Annotated in this window: 15 protein-coding genes and 1 pseudogene; 7 read left to right on the top strand and 9 right to left on the bottom strand. The window is 67.2% G+C overall.

The genetic code is table 11. The features are described from left to right. Window positions 1-27: 27 nt before the first annotated feature. Window positions 28-1,047 carry a Bug family tripartite tricarboxylate transporter substrate binding protein gene (locus JMJ55_RS19005; RefSeq protein ID WP_202827165.1) on the bottom strand — a complete coding sequence of 340 codons (1,020 nt, stop codon included), beginning with the start codon at window positions 1,045-1,047 and terminating at the stop codon, window positions 28-30. 151 nt (window positions 1,048-1,198) lie between these two features. Further along, on the bottom strand, window positions 1,199-1,657 hold the full coding sequence (locus JMJ55_RS19000; RefSeq protein WP_202827164.1) for a hypothetical protein: 459 nt from the start codon (window positions 1,655-1,657) through the stop codon (window positions 1,199-1,201). 204 nt (window positions 1,658-1,861) lie between these two features. Between JMJ55_RS19000 and JMJ55_RS18995 the strand changes: the two genes are divergently transcribed. Beyond that, window positions 1,862-2,770, top strand: coding sequence for an acetamidase/formamidase family protein (locus JMJ55_RS18995; protein WP_202827163.1), 909 nt, complete (start codon window positions 1,862-1,864; stop codon window positions 2,768-2,770). A gap of 459 nt (window positions 2,771-3,229) precedes the next feature. Here JMJ55_RS18995 and JMJ55_RS18990 read toward each other — a convergent pair whose 3' ends face one another. The 3 genes from JMJ55_RS18990 to JMJ55_RS18980 all read right to left on the bottom strand — a co-directional run bounded on the left by JMJ55_RS18990 (window position 3,230) and on the right by JMJ55_RS18980 (window position 4,883). After that, entirely contained in the window at window positions 3,230-3,415 is a 186-nt protein-coding gene (locus JMJ55_RS18990; RefSeq protein ID WP_202827210.1) for a hypothetical protein, read from the bottom strand. Window positions 3,416-3,522: 107 nt separating this feature from the next. Continuing rightward, window positions 3,523-3,837, bottom strand: coding sequence for a c-type cytochrome (locus JMJ55_RS18985; protein ID WP_202827162.1), 315 nt, complete (start codon window positions 3,835-3,837; stop codon window positions 3,523-3,525). Window positions 3,838-3,881: 44 nt separating this feature from the next. Further along, window positions 3,882-4,883 (bottom strand): Vgb family protein, encoded by a 1,002-nt coding sequence (locus JMJ55_RS18980; protein WP_202827161.1) that lies wholly within the window; start codon window positions 4,881-4,883, stop codon window positions 3,882-3,884. 154 nt (window positions 4,884-5,037) lie between these two features. Here JMJ55_RS18980 and JMJ55_RS18975 point away from each other — a divergent pair, with 154 nt between their 5' ends. The 3 genes and pseudogenes from JMJ55_RS18975 to JMJ55_RS18965 all read left to right on the top strand — a co-directional run bounded on the left by JMJ55_RS18975 (window position 5,038) and on the right by JMJ55_RS18965 (window position 7,193). Further along, the gene (locus JMJ55_RS18975) at window positions 5,038-5,658 is read left to right on the top strand and encodes a histidine phosphatase family protein (protein WP_236033832.1); all 621 of its coding nucleotides are present in this window, start codon (window positions 5,038-5,040) and stop codon (window positions 5,656-5,658) included. Between the two features lie 85 nt (window positions 5,659-5,743). Beyond that, window positions 5,744-6,346: pseudogene (locus JMJ55_RS18970) on the top strand (IS481 family transposase); the annotation flags it as partial. A gap of 379 nt (window positions 6,347-6,725) precedes the next feature. Further along, entirely contained in the window at window positions 6,726-7,193 is a 468-nt protein-coding gene (locus tag JMJ55_RS18965; protein WP_236033831.1) for a CsbD family protein, read from the top strand. Between the two features lie 185 nt (window positions 7,194-7,378). On the opposite strand, the gene JMJ55_RS18960 is transcribed toward JMJ55_RS18965, so the two are convergent. Continuing rightward, window positions 7,379-7,771, bottom strand: a complete 393-nt coding sequence (locus tag JMJ55_RS18960; RefSeq protein ID WP_202827160.1) for a GNAT family N-acetyltransferase — start codon at window positions 7,769-7,771, stop codon at window positions 7,379-7,381. Between the two features lie 481 nt (window positions 7,772-8,252). On the opposite strand from JMJ55_RS18960, the gene JMJ55_RS18955 reads away from it, so the two are divergent. Further along, on the top strand, window positions 8,253-9,248 hold the full coding sequence (locus JMJ55_RS18955) for a catalase family peroxidase (protein ID WP_202827159.1): 996 nt from the start codon (window positions 8,253-8,255) through the stop codon (window positions 9,246-9,248). A gap of 149 nt (window positions 9,249-9,397) precedes the next feature. Here JMJ55_RS18955 and JMJ55_RS18950 read toward each other — a convergent pair whose 3' ends face one another. Together JMJ55_RS18950 and JMJ55_RS18945 are read right to left on the bottom strand one after the other, a co-directional pair. Beyond that, the gene (locus JMJ55_RS18950) at window positions 9,398-9,736 is read right to left on the bottom strand and encodes a recombinase family protein (protein ID WP_202827158.1); all 339 of its coding nucleotides are present in this window, start codon (window positions 9,734-9,736) and stop codon (window positions 9,398-9,400) included. Beyond that, complete coding sequence (locus tag JMJ55_RS18945; RefSeq protein WP_202827157.1) at window positions 9,736-10,053, bottom strand: DUF3489 domain-containing protein; 318 nt, start codon at window positions 10,051-10,053, stop codon at window positions 9,736-9,738. Before JMJ55_RS18945 ends, JMJ55_RS18950 begins: the two co-directional genes overlap by 1 nt. Window positions 10,054-10,627: 574 nt before the next feature. Between JMJ55_RS18945 and JMJ55_RS18940 the strand changes: the two genes are divergently transcribed. Both JMJ55_RS18940 and JMJ55_RS18935 read left to right on the top strand, forming a co-directional pair. Beyond that, on the top strand, window positions 10,628-11,644 hold the full coding sequence (locus JMJ55_RS18940; protein ID WP_202827156.1) for an amino acid ABC transporter substrate-binding protein: 1,017 nt from the start codon (window positions 10,628-10,630) through the stop codon (window positions 11,642-11,644). Window positions 11,645-11,887: 243 nt separating this feature from the next. Next, window positions 11,888-12,133, top strand: a complete 246-nt coding sequence (locus JMJ55_RS18935) for a hypothetical protein (protein ID WP_202827155.1) — start codon at window positions 11,888-11,890, stop codon at window positions 12,131-12,133. Between the two features lie 268 nt (window positions 12,134-12,401). Here the strand turns inward: JMJ55_RS18935 and JMJ55_RS18930 are convergent, their stop codons facing one another. Continuing rightward, window positions 12,402-13,382 carry a Bug family tripartite tricarboxylate transporter substrate binding protein gene (locus tag JMJ55_RS18930; RefSeq protein ID WP_202827154.1) on the bottom strand — a complete coding sequence of 327 codons (981 nt, stop codon included), beginning with the start codon at window positions 13,380-13,382 and terminating at the stop codon, window positions 12,402-12,404. Between the last annotated feature and the right edge of the window lie 216 nt (window positions 13,383-13,598).

The raw sequence follows: 13,598 nt of genomic DNA, 5'->3' as shown, positions 1-13,598 counted from the left end.
ATCTGAAAGCGTCGTTCCCAGCGCTGTTCACTCCACCCGCGCGCCAGAAGCCCGGACCAGCGGCGCGAAGCGCGTCTCGTTCTCGCGGCGGAACTCTGCAAGGTCGGCGGGTGGTGTCCACCACACAGTGGCACCCGCCTCTTCGAAGCGACGGCGCACTTCGGCGCTCTCGACCGCTTCGCGCCCGACCTCGGCGATCCGCTCAACGATCGCGGGCTGGATGCCCGCGGGACCGAGCACGCCGCCCCATGAGTTGATCTCATAGCCCGGCAGGAACTCGGCCATGGCTGGTACCTCGGGCGCCTGGGGGCTGCGCGCCGCCCCCGTGACAGCCAGCGGCCGCACCTGCCCCTCGCGCGAGAGGCGGAGCGCCTCAGGGATGTTGCCGAAGACCATGTCGACGCGGCCGCCCAGGAGATCGTTGTAGGCCTGCGCGCCCCCGCGGTAGGGCACGTGCAGGATGTTCAACTGGCCAATGTGCTTGAACATCTCGCCCGCGATGTGGAGCGTGGTGCCGGCGCCCGAACTCCCGAAACTGAACCGGCCGGGCTCGCGGCGGCAGAGCGCGATCAGCTCAGCGACACTATGGGCCGGAATGCCGTGGCGCACGATGAGCAGGTTCGGCAGCTGCCACAGGCCGCAGATGTAGGAGAAGTCGCGCTCCACGTCATAGGGCAGCCGAGGGTAGAGGCTAGGCGCGATCGAGAGGGAGGAAACCGAGGCGAGCCCGATCGTGTTGCCGTCTGGCGTGGCGCGCGCGATCGCCTCCGTGCCCACGTTCCCACCGGAGCCTGAGCGGTTCTCCACGATAAAGGACTGGCCCGTGATCTCAGCCATCCGGTTGCACCAGATGCGCGAGAGAATGTCGGTTCCACCGCCAGGTGGAAAGATCCCAATGAAGCGGATCGGCTGCGTTGGCCAAGCCGGGCGCTGGGCGCGCGCGGCCGCGGCGGCGCAGGCCGCGCCCGCGATGCCCAGCAGGGCACGGCGCGTTCCGCCGCCCGATGCGTACCAGCTTCGGCCGATGTTGATCGTGCTCGTCGTCATCCCTACCTCCTTGCGCGTTGGTGGCTCGACTCCTGCGTCCAGTGGGACCGGTCCACGATGGTGACGCCTGCCACCGCCGCAACCGGAAGCCTTTGGGCGTTCACGCTTCGCGGCTGCAGGATCCAAGTGTTCGTCACTCCCCTTGCGGCCTTCAAGCGGACGGTATGCTTCGGCGCGGCGCGGTCAACCAGGCAGACTTGGCGGTCCCGCCAAGCCGGCCTTGGCTACGGTCAGGCGAAGAAACTGCGGTGGCTTGCGCGGACCACTTCACTGGAAAGATGTTCAACGGGGCCGGCAACGTGGTGATTTTTGGCGCTCGCCCATCCAGGACGGCCCCCAATAGCTGCGCCAGCAGCGTCAGTCGCAGCAGCATGCCGAGGCACACCTGCTCAATCTTCTCCGCCGCAGCCATTTCGCTGATCGGGCGTAGCATCCTTCGTCCAACAGCTTCTGATATCGGAACGCGCGCGAGCGCCTTCAGCGCCGGGTCGGCTCGCGTCAGCAAGACCGCCTCGCCGCCGACGCGGCCCGGCGTCACCACCGTGTTCCGCCCCGGCCGGTGCCGAATGGCCAGCAGCACTCGCACCGTGATGCTGGCTGCCGCACTCATGCCGGCGCACGCTCCGCACCGGGGCGCTGGGGGTAAGGTCTCGGACGAGGCCGGCCAGCCCCTGCAGGCGGAGACGGAGGTCGGTGCCAGAGCCCTGACACGCGCCGCGTCTTGACCGCGGCGCGGGCCCATTCCTAGCGTGCCTGGATCAGCCTTGACGCGGACTGGTCGACCCATGCCAGCGAGATGTCCCAGGGGAGCCCCATGGCAACGCACCGCTTCCATCCCACACGATACTTCAACGCAATCGGCGTTGCCGAACCCTGCCTGCATGTTGCGGATGGCGACACAGTAGTAACCGACACGATTGATGCGTCCGGCCTCGATGCTCGGGAAGCGGTCGTCGCCAGCCGGCCGAACCCGATGACCGGTCCGTTCTTCATCGAGGGTGCCGAGCCCGGGGACACGCTCGCCGTGCGGATCGATCGGCTGACGCCGAGCAGAGCGACCGGCTGGACTTACTCGCCGCTCGCCCTGACCGTGCTGGACCCGGCGGCGATCCTCGACCGGCCGCCGCCGCAGCGCGTCGTCTGGGATATCGACCGCAAGGCCGGGACGGTGCGGTTGCAGGACAAAGTGAAGGGGCTGGAGGATTTCGCGCCGCCGATCCAGCCCATGATCGGCTGCTTCGGTGTCGCGCCAGCGGGCGGGCAGGCGCTGTCCACCGCGACCAGCGCACAGAACGGCGGCAACATGGACTACCGCCTGTTCGCGCCCGGCACGACGGCTTGGTTCCCCGTATCGGTGCCGGGCGCGCTCTTTTATCTCGGCGACGGGCATGCCTGCCAAGGTGACGGAGAGATCACCGGCACCGGTATCGAGACATCGTTCGAGATGGAGGTGACTTTCCGCGTCCTGAAGCGGACGATCGCCTGGCCGCGCGGTGAGACGGCCGAGGATATCTTCACTGTCGGCAATGCCAGGCCGCTAGACCAGGCGCTGCAGCACGCCACGACAGAGATGTCGCGCTGGCTCGACGAGGATTTCGGCTTGGATGCCCGCGCCGCTAGCCACCTGATGGGACAGGTCGTCCGCTACGATGTCGGCAATGTCTTCAACCCCGCCTTCACGGTCGCCTGCCGCATTGCCAAGCGCTGGCTTCCGAAGCGGTAGGACTGGACGCTCCATCGCAATCTTGGGCTTGGCGGGTGACCTCGAGTTTGGCGCGCTGGATCGGTTTGTCGGACATCAGACGTTCCCGCTGACGTGCCCAGGCCAGAGGACGGTTCCAGCAGCGCCGGCAGCGCGACGCGATCTGCCGTCCCACCATCCAGGATCAACTCGACCAAGTCGGGTGCCAGCAGCGTCAACTGCAGCAGGCTGCCCAGGTAGCCCCGCTCGATCCGTTCTGCCGCCGCCATCTCGCTGATCGAGGCATACCGCCCCACGTCCAGCAACCGTTGGTACTGGAACGCCGGAACTAGCGCCTTCACCAGCGCCGGGTCCGCGCGCGTCGCTATAGCTGGCGCACCCTCCTATGCTGGCGGCACCACTGCCCTGCGGCCCGGCCGGTGCCGGATCTTCAGCGGCCCCCGGACTGTGATACCGGTCGCCACCGTCACGCTACCGCCCTCAGGACCCGGGCGCGATAGCCGTGAGGTCTCGGACCAAGCCGGCCAACCCCTCCACCCCGAGCCGGATATCGGCGCCGGTCGGCCCGACCATTACCCGCTCCACCAGCGCCCGCACGATCCGTGCCTGCTCCGCCGGAAAGGCCCGGGTGATGCCGCACAGTTTCACCACTGCGGTGGCCGGCATGCTGTGGCGACGCTGTTCGATCGGATCTCAGGCGCCGCCTCCGTCGTCGCGCTCGTCACCTTCGGGGCGCTCGCCCGGTGCCGTGCTTCGCGCCGGGGCTGGCTAGCCTAACGCTGGCCCTCGAGGAACCGTGCCACCGCGATCCGCTCGGCCGCCGCACGCAGGCCATTGTTGCCCATCCAGAGGCCCGGGTACATCTCCTCGGGATCCTCCAGGAACCGAACCAACCGCCCCACGTCCCAGCTCTCGCCGCCGCGTCTGGCCTGTTCGAGCACCGGGGAGTAGTCGAACCTCGGGTCAGCGCCGACAGGCCGGCCCACCACGCCGCGGAGGTTTGGCCCGGCCGTAGGCGGGGCGTCTGCAGCGACCGCATGGCACGACGCGCAATGCTGCTCGAACAGCGCGCGCCCGTCCTGCGCCAAGGCTGACGATGCCAGCAGCGCCGCCGCCGTCAGTAGGAACGGCCTCACAGGCCGTATTCGATCCTGACGATCCGGTCCGTGCCGCTCTCTCCACCCCAGGCCGCGCCCGCCATGCCGTCCATCTGGCGCACGTTCGCGTTCGGCATGTCGGACGGGAAGCCCAGGAAGCTCTCCGTCGCCGGGTCGAAGCGCACGATCGCATTGGCCGAGAAGTCCGTAAGCCAGACTTTGTCCGAGGGGTCGACCCAAACCGAGTAGGCACGCGGCCGCTCGCCCGGCAGCCGCCACACCCGCCAAGACGCGTCGCGTGGGTCGTGCACCGAGACGTTCCCGCTGTTCCACTCGCTAATCCACAGCCGCCCGGCGCTGTCGCTCCACACGCGCCGCGCGCCCTGGTTCGGCGTCGGTGGCTCGACGATCCGGACGCGGCCGGCCTCAAGGTCTTCGATTTGCGCGAGGTGGTTGCCGGCGAGCGAGACGTACCAGACCGTCCCCTGCGGCGTCTTGGTGATGCCGTAGGCGCCGCGGCCGCGCGGCGCTTCCCACACGTCCATGCGCTCCGTCGCCGGCACGAAGCGCCCGTAAATGCCGTTCTGCCCGGTGAACCAGTAGGTGCCGCTGTCGTCGAACACGCCGGTATTCAGGTTCGCGTTCGCGAAGCGCTCGGGCAGCCTCCAGATCCGCACACGGTGATCGCCCGGCTCCACGCGGGCGATCGCGTTCTGCCCGCCCTCGGTGACCCAGGCCGCGCCGTCGGGCCCGCGGACCACGCCGTGCGGCGCCGCGCCCTGGCCAAGATCGACCACGCGGATGGAGCCGTCGCGGGGGTCAAGGCGGTTCAGGGTGCCGTTGCGCTGGCCGCAGAACCAGACCGTGCCGTCGCCAGCGGCGGTCACGTCGCGCGAGCCGACGCGGCCGGTGACGCCGGGCGCCTTGGCGGGGAACCAGGTCACGCGGTAGCCCGGCGGCGCGGCCGTGGCCCGGCTGGACCCGACGGGGGCCATCAGGGCTGCGGCCCCGAGGGCGAAAAGATCACGACGCTTCATGCCGGTTCTCCCAGGCTCGATGCGGAGAATGTGGCAGCCGGTAGGGCGGGCGCAAGCTGGACGGCCGAGCGCGGCGCTTGATGCCCGTCGGCCCGCAGCCTACGCCCGGGTTCGTGGGCTTGCCCGGCGCGGTTGTGTCGGCGCCGGGCCGCTGATGGATCGGGCTTCCAAATCGCTCAATTCACCCCAGATGCGGGCCATGGCAGACCCGTCCCGCCGCCGCGTCCTGACGACCTCATGCAAGGCTCTGCCCCTCGTGCTGCTCGCCGGGACGCCGGCCGTCGCCGAAGCCGCGGCCTGGGAGGCGCTGCGGGACGGTGCGATTGCGTTGTTCCGCCACGCCAACGCGCCCGGCACCGGCGACCCCGCGGGCATGCGGCTCGGCGACTGCGCCACGCAGCGCAACCTCGACGAAGCCGGCCGCGCCCAGGCGAGGCGCATCGGCGAGGCTTTCCGCGCCCAAGGCGTCGCCGTCGGCATAGTCCTGACCTCGCGGTGGTGCCGGGCCATGGAGACGGCTGACGTGGCCTTCCCCGGTCTCGCCCGGGCCGAGCCGGCGTTCGATTCCTTCTTCGCCGATCGAGGGGAGGGGCCAGCGTACACGGCGCGGGCCAGGCGCATCCTGCTGGATTGGGGGGGGCCGGGTGCGCTGGTCGTCGCAACCCACCAGGTGAACATCACCGCGCTCACGGGTGCCGTGCCGTCCTCCGGAGAGGGCGTGGTGCTCAGGCGTGGCAGCGGCGACCTCGTCGTCGTCGGTCGGGTGAGGCCATGAACTCGCTTGCTCGGGAACTCGAGCCTAGATGTTTGATCCCAGGGTTTGATGGTGCAGTCTTTTCCCAGGCATGGAAGGACGCGCTATGGGCCAGGTTCTTCACGGTTGCGCCCGCACGACTGAGGCAGTCCGTCGGGCGATCCAACATAGTCAAGAGAGCCTGAGAGCCCTGGCCCGGCGCCATGGGGTCAACCCGAAGACGGTGGCCAAGTGGCGCGCCCGCTCCGATGTGGCCGACCAGCGCACTGGCCCGGCCGCACCCCGCTCTACCACCCTCTCCGCGGAGGAGGAGGCGATGGTTGTCGCTTTCCGGCGGCATACGTTGTTGCCGCTCGACGACTGCCTCTACGCCCTCCAGCCTACCATTCCGCATCTCACCCGCTCAGGGCTGCACCGCTGCCTCCAGCGCCACGGCATCTCCCGGCTGCCGGAAGCCGATGGCGACAAGCCAGCCCGCAAGCGCTTCAAGGCCTGCCCGATCGGCTTCTTCCACATCGACATCGCCGAGGTCAGGATCGAGCAGGGCAAGCCCTATCTCTTCGTCGCCATCGACCGCACCTCGAAGTTCGTCTTCACCCAGCTGCACGAGCGTGCCACTACGCGGGTCGCGGGCGACTTTCTCCGAGCTCTCCTGCAAGCCGTGCCCTACCGAGTGCACACCGTGCTCACCGACAACAGGATCCACTTCATCACCCCCGGCAACATCGCGTCAGCCGCACCACTCATCCGCGAGGCCATGGATCGTGGCGAACTCTTCCGCGCCCAGGGGAGGGGGCTGATGCCGGATAAAGAGCTGCAGGAGGCGATCCACTCCTACGCCGGCAGCCAGGCCTAATGCTGATGGAGTTCGGCGGCCCTACAGGCTGAGCCGCAGCTGTTCACCACCGACCAACGACCGTTGGTCGGTGGTGAACAGGTCCCGGTCAGCCAGCAGTCGGTAATCTGGGCACGGCGTTGGAAAGGGTGGCAACAGCGTTAGCGAGGAAAGCCCGGATTGGGTAGCCCTCGGCACGGCCCGCCGAGCCGCCTCTTCAAATGGCGAACCACGACCACACGCCGACGTTGGCATGCCGGACAGTCCCGTATTGTTGTTTGGCATCTCGCAAAAATCGGAGGAGATGATCGTGGATTCGGATCGCATCGCAGGAACTGCGCAGCAAGCGAAGGGCACGGCCGAGGCGGCAGCAGGTCGGCTGACTGGCGACAGAAAGCTCTGGATAAAGGGTCAGTCTGACGAGGTCGTTGGGACTGTTGAGAACACCGCCGGGAACCTCAAAGACGCGGCCCAGCAAGCCACGGACGACCCCCAGTCTGAAGTCGAGCAGCTCCGCGCGGAAGTAGAGCGCCTCTCACGGGAGCCAGCCACACCCAGGCTGGATGCAGCTGCAAACGCCGCCGATCGCTACGGCGAGAAGTTCGACAGATACCTCGATGCCATTCGTCAGCATCCATTGACCTCGGTCGGCGTAGCAGTCGGTGCCGGCTTTCTGATCGGACGCCTTATGAGCAGTAACAGGTACGTGCACCGGATCTGACCATATGGCGGTGCTTCTATCCGTTACGGTGTAGCTGATGCAGAAGGTCTATGGCCGCAATGCAGGGCAACAGGTCACGGACGCAGCCCAGGAAGAGCGCGGTTCACCGAACGGTTCGAGATGTTTCCAGTCTGGCTGAATGCTTCAGGACGTAGCGATAACGCCAGACCGTGGTTCTGCTAATGCTACGCTCCTTTACGGAGGGACCGGGCGAAGCGCGGCCCAGCTCCGACAAAGCCTGTAGCTCGACAGAACTCCTGCAAGTCCATTGCATCCGACGCGGCCGTGAGCTCGAGACTGCCACAGCCAGCCGTTCTCGCCGCCTGTGCGGCGGCCTTAACCAATAGCCGGCCGATACCGAGACGACGCTCCTCGACGCCCACCAGCAACGTGGTGATCTGCGCCGTGGGGCGAGCCGCGTGGAGCGTGAAATACCAGTGCATCACCAGGAGGCCGCTGGGCGGACCCCATCGCACGGCTATCAGAACCGCTCCTGCTGCCGTGCGCAGCGCCATTAACCGCTCCGCCAGTTCACGCCCATCGGCAATCTGTCCGGCCTCGGCGAGTAGGGTCGCCAAGCCAGGGGCATCAGCGACGGTGGCGGCGCGGATCTCAAGGCCATAGCGTGACGTCAGGGGGGATCCTTTCCTCGTTCGCGCATGAACGGCACCGGGTATGGCGCCTGCGCCTGGGCGTCGCTCCGGTCCTTACCGCGGATTCTCAGCCAGCGCGCACCAAGACCCGGGCAACGGAAGGATGCGTCCAAGCCCCATTCCGGACAGCGTTGGCGCGCTCCGCTCGGTCAATGCTTTGGCGATCGCCGCCCGCCCTACAATACCATCCGCCCGCAGCCGCTACACCTTCAGCGCCAGCCGGTGCGCTGCCCGCTCGCGCCCACGCGGCACGTCAGGCCGCTGCCGCGGCGCTGAAGCCCTAGGCGGCCGGTAGCCCCTGTCGCCGCCCTGGGTCGCTCCGAGAGCATTGGCAGCCGGTGCGACGTTGCGGGAATAACCGCAGCGCCCACATCATACGGCAGCGAACCGCCAAGGAAGAGAGCCCATGACCGCATCCCTTCGTGCCGCGTCGATCGCTGCCGTCCTGCTCAGCCTTGGGGTAGCCGTTCCGGCCGGTGCCCAGACGCCGACCCCGGCGCAGGTGATCGAAGCCTTTGAGGGCGTCCAGGGCCCGATCCGGACCTATCGTCCAAGCCACCCAAAGGGTGCCTGTGCCGCCGGGTCCTTCGAGGGCACGGCCGAGGGGGCACGGCTGTCGGTCTCGCCGACCTTCAGTGGGCAACGCATTCCTACGGTCATCCGCTTTGGAGTTGGCGGTGGTCCTACCGCCGCCGATACCAGCCGCACCACCCGCAGCCTGTCGATCCGGTTCCAGGTACCCAATGGGACGCCCTGGGATATGGCCAACATCTCTGTCCCCATCTTCGGCGCGCCGACGCCTGAGGCTTTGGTCGAAGGGCTTCGCGCGCGCAGGCCCGACCCGGCAACTGGGCGGCCGAACCAGGCTGCGATCGACGCTTTCGTTGCGGCAAATCCGAAGACCACGCTTCAGGGGAGGTGGCTCGCCGCCAATGCTCCGCCGGCGAGCTGGGCCACGACGCCCTATTGGGGCGTCAACACCTTCCGCTTCCGCGGCGCTGATGGTGAGGTCCGCCCGGCACGTTGGGTATTCGAGCCCGTGGCCGGAACGCAGCGCCTCAGCGAGGAGCAAATGCGCAGCCTGCCCGCCGATTTCCTCGCCGAAGAACTGCGAGGCCGGGTGGCCCAGGCGCCTGTCGCCTTCGACATGGTGCTGATCTTCCCGCAGGCGGGCGACGACCTGAATGACCCGACCACCGCATGGCCCGACGACCGACAGCGCGTGACCGTAGGCCGGTTGACCGTCACCGAGGTCGCTCCCGGGCCGGGCGGCGCCTGCGATCGGATCAGCTTCCTGGCGCTCGCCAATCCACCCGGGGCCGAGTTCAGCGACGATCCAACGCTCCGTGCTCGACCGGCGCCTTATGCGCTTTCACTGGTGAAGCGGACACGGCCTCAGTAGCGACAAGCCATACAGTAGCATTTCGTCAACTCGGCGGGCGACAGGAAGTTAGTAGGTCGCCCGCGCCACCGTTGTGTGGGTCCATGCAGCCGAGCTCTGCGGCGTGGGCACGCCCCGCTCGGTCAACGCTCTGGCGATCGCCGCCCGCACTACCATACCTCCGCTTGCAGCCGCTCCACCTCTAGCGCCAGCCGGTGCGCCGCCCGATCCGCCCCCACGCGCCGCGCCCGGGCCGCCGCTGCAGCGCTGGGTCCCTTGGGCGGGCGGTAGCGGGCGAGCGCCGCCTGGAAGCCGGGCCGGCGGTCGTCCTTGCCGCTGGCCACGTCCTGGTACTCGGCCACCAGCGACCAGCCCTGTGCCTCGACAAAGGCCCTGACGCAGGCCTGCTGCGCCTCCAGCCCAAGGCCGCTTTGGCCCTGCTCGGCGGTTGAGACCCGCAGATACCCGACCGTTAGCCGGGCGGTGCCGTGGGGCAGCGCCGGCCGCATCAGCCTGCCTCAGCGATGCGGTAGACGGTGTAGCTGGAGCCAGCAAGAAAGCCGCGGACGGTATGGGCCTGCCAGCTGGTGGCCGACGTGATCTGGGCGACGGTGGCGCCTTCGGGCCGACGCAGCAGGGCAAGCACCTGCTGCTGTTTGGTGCTCTCGCGTGGCTTCCGGGGGCCGGTGGGGCGGGGTGCCGCGGTGGGCTTGACCAAGATGACGCGGAGAGCGGCGATGGCGTCCGGTAGCGCCGCGTGCTCGCCGGCCTCGTCGTCCCAGACGGCGAGGACGCGTTGGGCAGCGTGGCGAAGGCTGGGGCGCATAGCGGGCGCCTTGGCGTTGGCAGGCGACCCCGGGGGCTCCGGAGCCGCAGGCGCTGCCAACGGTGCGCTATCAGGCTCCTTGGACTTGTCGGCAGGGCAGCCTCAGTGTCGGGCCGCGTCGCTGTAGCGTTTGGCGCGGCGTCGATGGCCGCCATGCCCGCCTCGATGATGCGCACCGCGAGCTGGGTGGCATCCTGCTGCTGCCAGCGTGGGCCAGTAAAGCCGTCGGGTGCCGCACATTCCTCGACATAGCCCTGCTTGAGCAGGCTGCTCAGCACCGCCCGCGCGGCAGCGATCGGCAGCTTATCGGGCGGCACGCAGCCGCAGCGGGTGCTGGGCGGCCTCGATGAGGATGCGGAGGGCAGTGTCGGAGAGGGCCACGTCGGGGCTCCTGGGTTCGGCACCCAACCAACCGGGTGCTACGACCCTGAGCCCAGCCGAGTAGCCGGTCTGGGGCGGCGCGCCGCTATTCACTATGGCGCGTGGTCGACCATTGGCTCTACGCAAGACCGAAGTGAGGCGGAATCGACCATGCAAGATGGTAGAACGTTTCACAATTGAGAAGAGGGGATGCATGCGTTATTTGTTTGCCACCGCGATCGGTCTGACAATGGCGCTGGCCGGCATGGCCCAAGCAGGTCAGGCTTTCGACGCGATCCGCGCACGAGGCACCATCGTCTGTGGTGTCAACCAGGGCGTCGCCGGTTTCTCGACCCCAGACAGCCGGGGTGAGTACCGCGGCCTCGATGCAGACTTCTGTCGGGCCCTCGCGGCTGCCGTGTTTGGCGACCCGGCGAAAGTCCGCTTCGTCCCCACCTCATCACAGAACCGGTTTACCATGCTGCAAAGCGGCGAGATTGATGTGCTGGCACGGAACGCCACGCAGACGCTACAGCGTGACACGGCTCTCGGCCTCAACATGGCCGGGGTCAACTTTTACGACGGTCAGGGCTTCATGGTCCGCCGCTCGCTTGGCATCACCTCGGCTCAACAACTCGATGGTGCGACAGTCTGCATACAGCCGGGCACCACGAGTGAACTGAACATCACCGACTATTTTCGAGCCAACAATATGCACTTTACGCCGGTACTGATTGAGCGGCCAGACGAGTTCGTGGGAGCTTACAGCTCCGGCCGATGCGATGCAATGACGCAAGATGCAAGTCAGCTCGCCAGCTACCGTGCGACCGCCGTCCAGAACCCGAACGAGCACATCCTCCTACCCGAACGCATCAGCAAGGAGCCGCTCGGTCCCATGGTCCGTCACGGTGACGACCAGTGGTTCGATACTGTGAAATGGGTTTTAACAGGCATGATCGAGGCCGAAGAACTTGGCATCAGCCAAGCGAATGTGGATCAGCGCCTGCGTGACCCCAACCCCGCTGTGCAGCGACTTCTGGGCGTGACGCCCGGCTTCGGGGGTGCACTCGGGCTTGATGAGAGATGGCTTTACAACGCTATCAAGGCCGTCGGGAACTATGGAGAGAGCTTTGAACGTAATCTCGGGAGCGGTAGCGTTATCGGGCTTCCGCGTGGACAGAACGACCTTTGGACCCGCGGCGGCCTCATGTACGCGTTGCCTCTCCGTTGATGCTTGAACTCCCGAAGTTATTGAACTGACTTGGGCGATCTTGAAGTGCATTCGGGCTGCGCCGCAGTGGGTATTCCGGGGCGCTGCTACAAAATGTTCAACTGCACCCAAGCCGGATCAATAGGTGGGAAGAGGCGGTCGCGCCTCCGCACCGCATGGTCATTCCGAGGCAGCCGCGACTGCCTACTGGCGCGGCTTGCCAAGCGCATGTTAGCGTCCATTGCAAATCTGAGGATGCATCACATGGGTGAAGCCCAGGACATCGTGGATTACGCGACTCAACCGACAGATTACCTGCCCCATGTCATCACCCGCTGCATCGATAAAGCAAACAAGCATGGTTATCGCGTCCGCTTTGCGTTGAACGGTGCCGATGTGGTCGTCCACCCCGGCCAGTCGGCGGCCGAGGTGGATGCCGAAGTCCAGCGGCAGTGGCAGGCTGCTGCGGAACGTCGTGTGCCCAAAGAGACCTCTGCCAATTCCGATTAGTGTGGGATTGAGGATGTTGCGGGTGGCACCTGACTGTTCGTCGGCCGCTTCGATGCGGCAAGGTACGTTCGGGAGAGCGCCGCTGGCGACGCTCTGACCTCGCTCACCACGCCGCTCTACAATATTCCCTCTACGGCCCGGACTGGTGGCGCGGAGATGGCCGATTCGTTGCTCAGCCCGCGTGTGACAGTGCAGCTGGCAAAGGCCGCCAGATTAAGCTTGGGGCGCTGCGCCTCTACGGCTTACCCACGGCGGCGGCGTAGACAGGCTACTCAACTTGCATCCGGAGTTCGCGCACTAGCGGCCTCACTGCGGCAACCTGTGCGTGGACTGACGCGGCAAACTCAGCGGCTGAATTGCCGCCCGGCTCCGCACCGAGCTCCCTGATGCGCGCGGTAATCGGAGGGTGCTGCGCTGCCGCTGCGATCTCGGCGTGCAGGCGTGCCAGAACGGGCTCAGGCGTGCGCGCAGGCGCGAAGAAGCCGTTCCAGCCGAGCATCTCCGCATTGGGAAAGCCCTGCTCGCGGACCGTCAGTACCTCGGGCAAGGCACGAGCGCGCTCTGCGGCAAGGGTTGCGATCGGCTTCAACGTTCCAGCCCTGACGTGCTGCAAGGATGAGGATAGCTGGTCGCCGCCGAAGGCGATGCGCCCGGCCAGCATCTCCTGAACCAGCGGCGCCGCACCCCGAAAGGGTACATGCTCCATGCGGAAGTCGCCATCACGCTTCAGAACCTCACCGACTAGGTTCACCGTGCTGCCGGGGCCGGTCGATCCGTAGAAAGGCGGCGTGGCCTGCGACTTCGCCCAGGCGACGAACTCGCGTAGGTTGCTCGCCGGCACCTGCGCGTTTACCAGTAGCAACATCGGCACGTTGGCGCCGAGAGTGATCGGGGCAAAGTCCCGCTCGATTGAGTGAGGCGCCCGACCAACGAACTCGAGCGCCGCCGTGGTCGTCGAGAAGGTGAGATTGTGGAACAGCAGTACCTGGCCATCAGGTGGAGCCTTGGCCACCACATCCGCGCCGATCGAACCGCCGCCGCCGCCGCGGTTCTCCACCACGACGGACACGCCCATGGTCTCGCTCAAACGCTGTGCGTAGAGCCGAGCGAGGGTGTCCGTAGTGCCTCCCGCAGGGAACGGCACTACGATGCGGATCGGGCCCGTGGGCTGCCAGCCCTGCGCCAAAAGCAGACTTGGCATGGCGAGGAGCCCCCCCGCGCCGAGGGCAAGGGTACGACGGTTGAACATGACCCGTTCTCCTCCAGCAGGCGCCGGTCCACGCAAAGCGGCGGCACTCAGATGCCAAGTAGGAGCTGTGGCGCTGGGCCACGTCAACATGTGAGGCGCAGGCTTGGGGACGCCGAATGCTGGGGCGTCAGAGATTGACGCTTATCTCCCCCAAGCCCCAGCGATGGATAAAGGCGGCGGCTGCTGCCTGCTGGACGTCGCGCAGGAAAGACGGCA

The organism is Belnapia mucosa, from assembly GCF_016775475.1.
GTDB classification, from domain to species: domain Bacteria; phylum Pseudomonadota; class Alphaproteobacteria; order Acetobacterales; family Acetobacteraceae; genus Belnapia; species Belnapia mucosa.
This window is presented reverse-complemented; position numbering and strand designations above follow the sequence as displayed.

Excerpts from the sequence above, each read along its gene's own strand:
- JMJ55_RS18930 (WP_202827154.1), bottom strand. The coding sequence starts at position 13,382 with ATGTTCAACCGTCGTACCCTTGCCCTCGGCGCGGGGGGGCTCCTCGCC.
- JMJ55_RS18965 (WP_236033831.1), top strand. The coding sequence starts at position 6,726 with ATGCCGGACAGTCCCGTATTGTTGTTTGGCATCTCGCAAAAATCGGAG.
- JMJ55_RS18980 (WP_202827161.1), bottom strand. The coding sequence starts at position 4,883 with ATGAAGCGTCGTGATCTTTTCGCCCTCGGGGCCGCAGCCCTGATGGCC.
- JMJ55_RS18940 (WP_202827156.1), top strand. The coding sequence starts at position 10,628 with ATGCGTTATTTGTTTGCCACCGCGATCGGTCTGACAATGGCGCTGGCC.
- JMJ55_RS19005 (WP_202827165.1), bottom strand. The coding sequence starts at position 1,047 with ATGACGACGAGCACGATCAACATCGGCCGAAGCTGGTACGCATCGGGC.
- JMJ55_RS19000 (WP_202827164.1), bottom strand. The coding sequence starts at position 1,657 with ATGAGTGCGGCAGCCAGCATCACGGTGCGAGTGCTGCTGGCCATTCGG.
- JMJ55_RS18955 (WP_202827159.1), top strand. The coding sequence starts at position 8,253 with ATGACCGCATCCCTTCGTGCCGCGTCGATCGCTGCCGTCCTGCTCAGC.
- JMJ55_RS18935 (WP_202827155.1), top strand. The coding sequence starts at position 11,888 with ATGGGTGAAGCCCAGGACATCGTGGATTACGCGACTCAACCGACAGAT.
- JMJ55_RS18990 (WP_202827210.1), bottom strand. The coding sequence starts at position 3,415 with ATGCCGGCCACCGCAGTGGTGAAACTGTGCGGCATCACCCGGGCCTTT.
- JMJ55_RS18950 (WP_202827158.1), bottom strand. The coding sequence starts at position 9,736 with ATGCGGCCGGCGCTGCCCCACGGCACCGCCCGGCTAACGGTCGGGTAT.
- JMJ55_RS18945 (WP_202827157.1), bottom strand. The coding sequence starts at position 10,053 with ATGCGCCCCAGCCTTCGCCACGCTGCCCAACGCGTCCTCGCCGTCTGG.
- JMJ55_RS18975 (WP_236033832.1), top strand. The coding sequence starts at position 5,038 with ATGGATCGGGCTTCCAAATCGCTCAATTCACCCCAGATGCGGGCCATG.
- JMJ55_RS18995 (WP_202827163.1), top strand. The coding sequence starts at position 1,862 with ATGGCAACGCACCGCTTCCATCCCACACGATACTTCAACGCAATCGGC.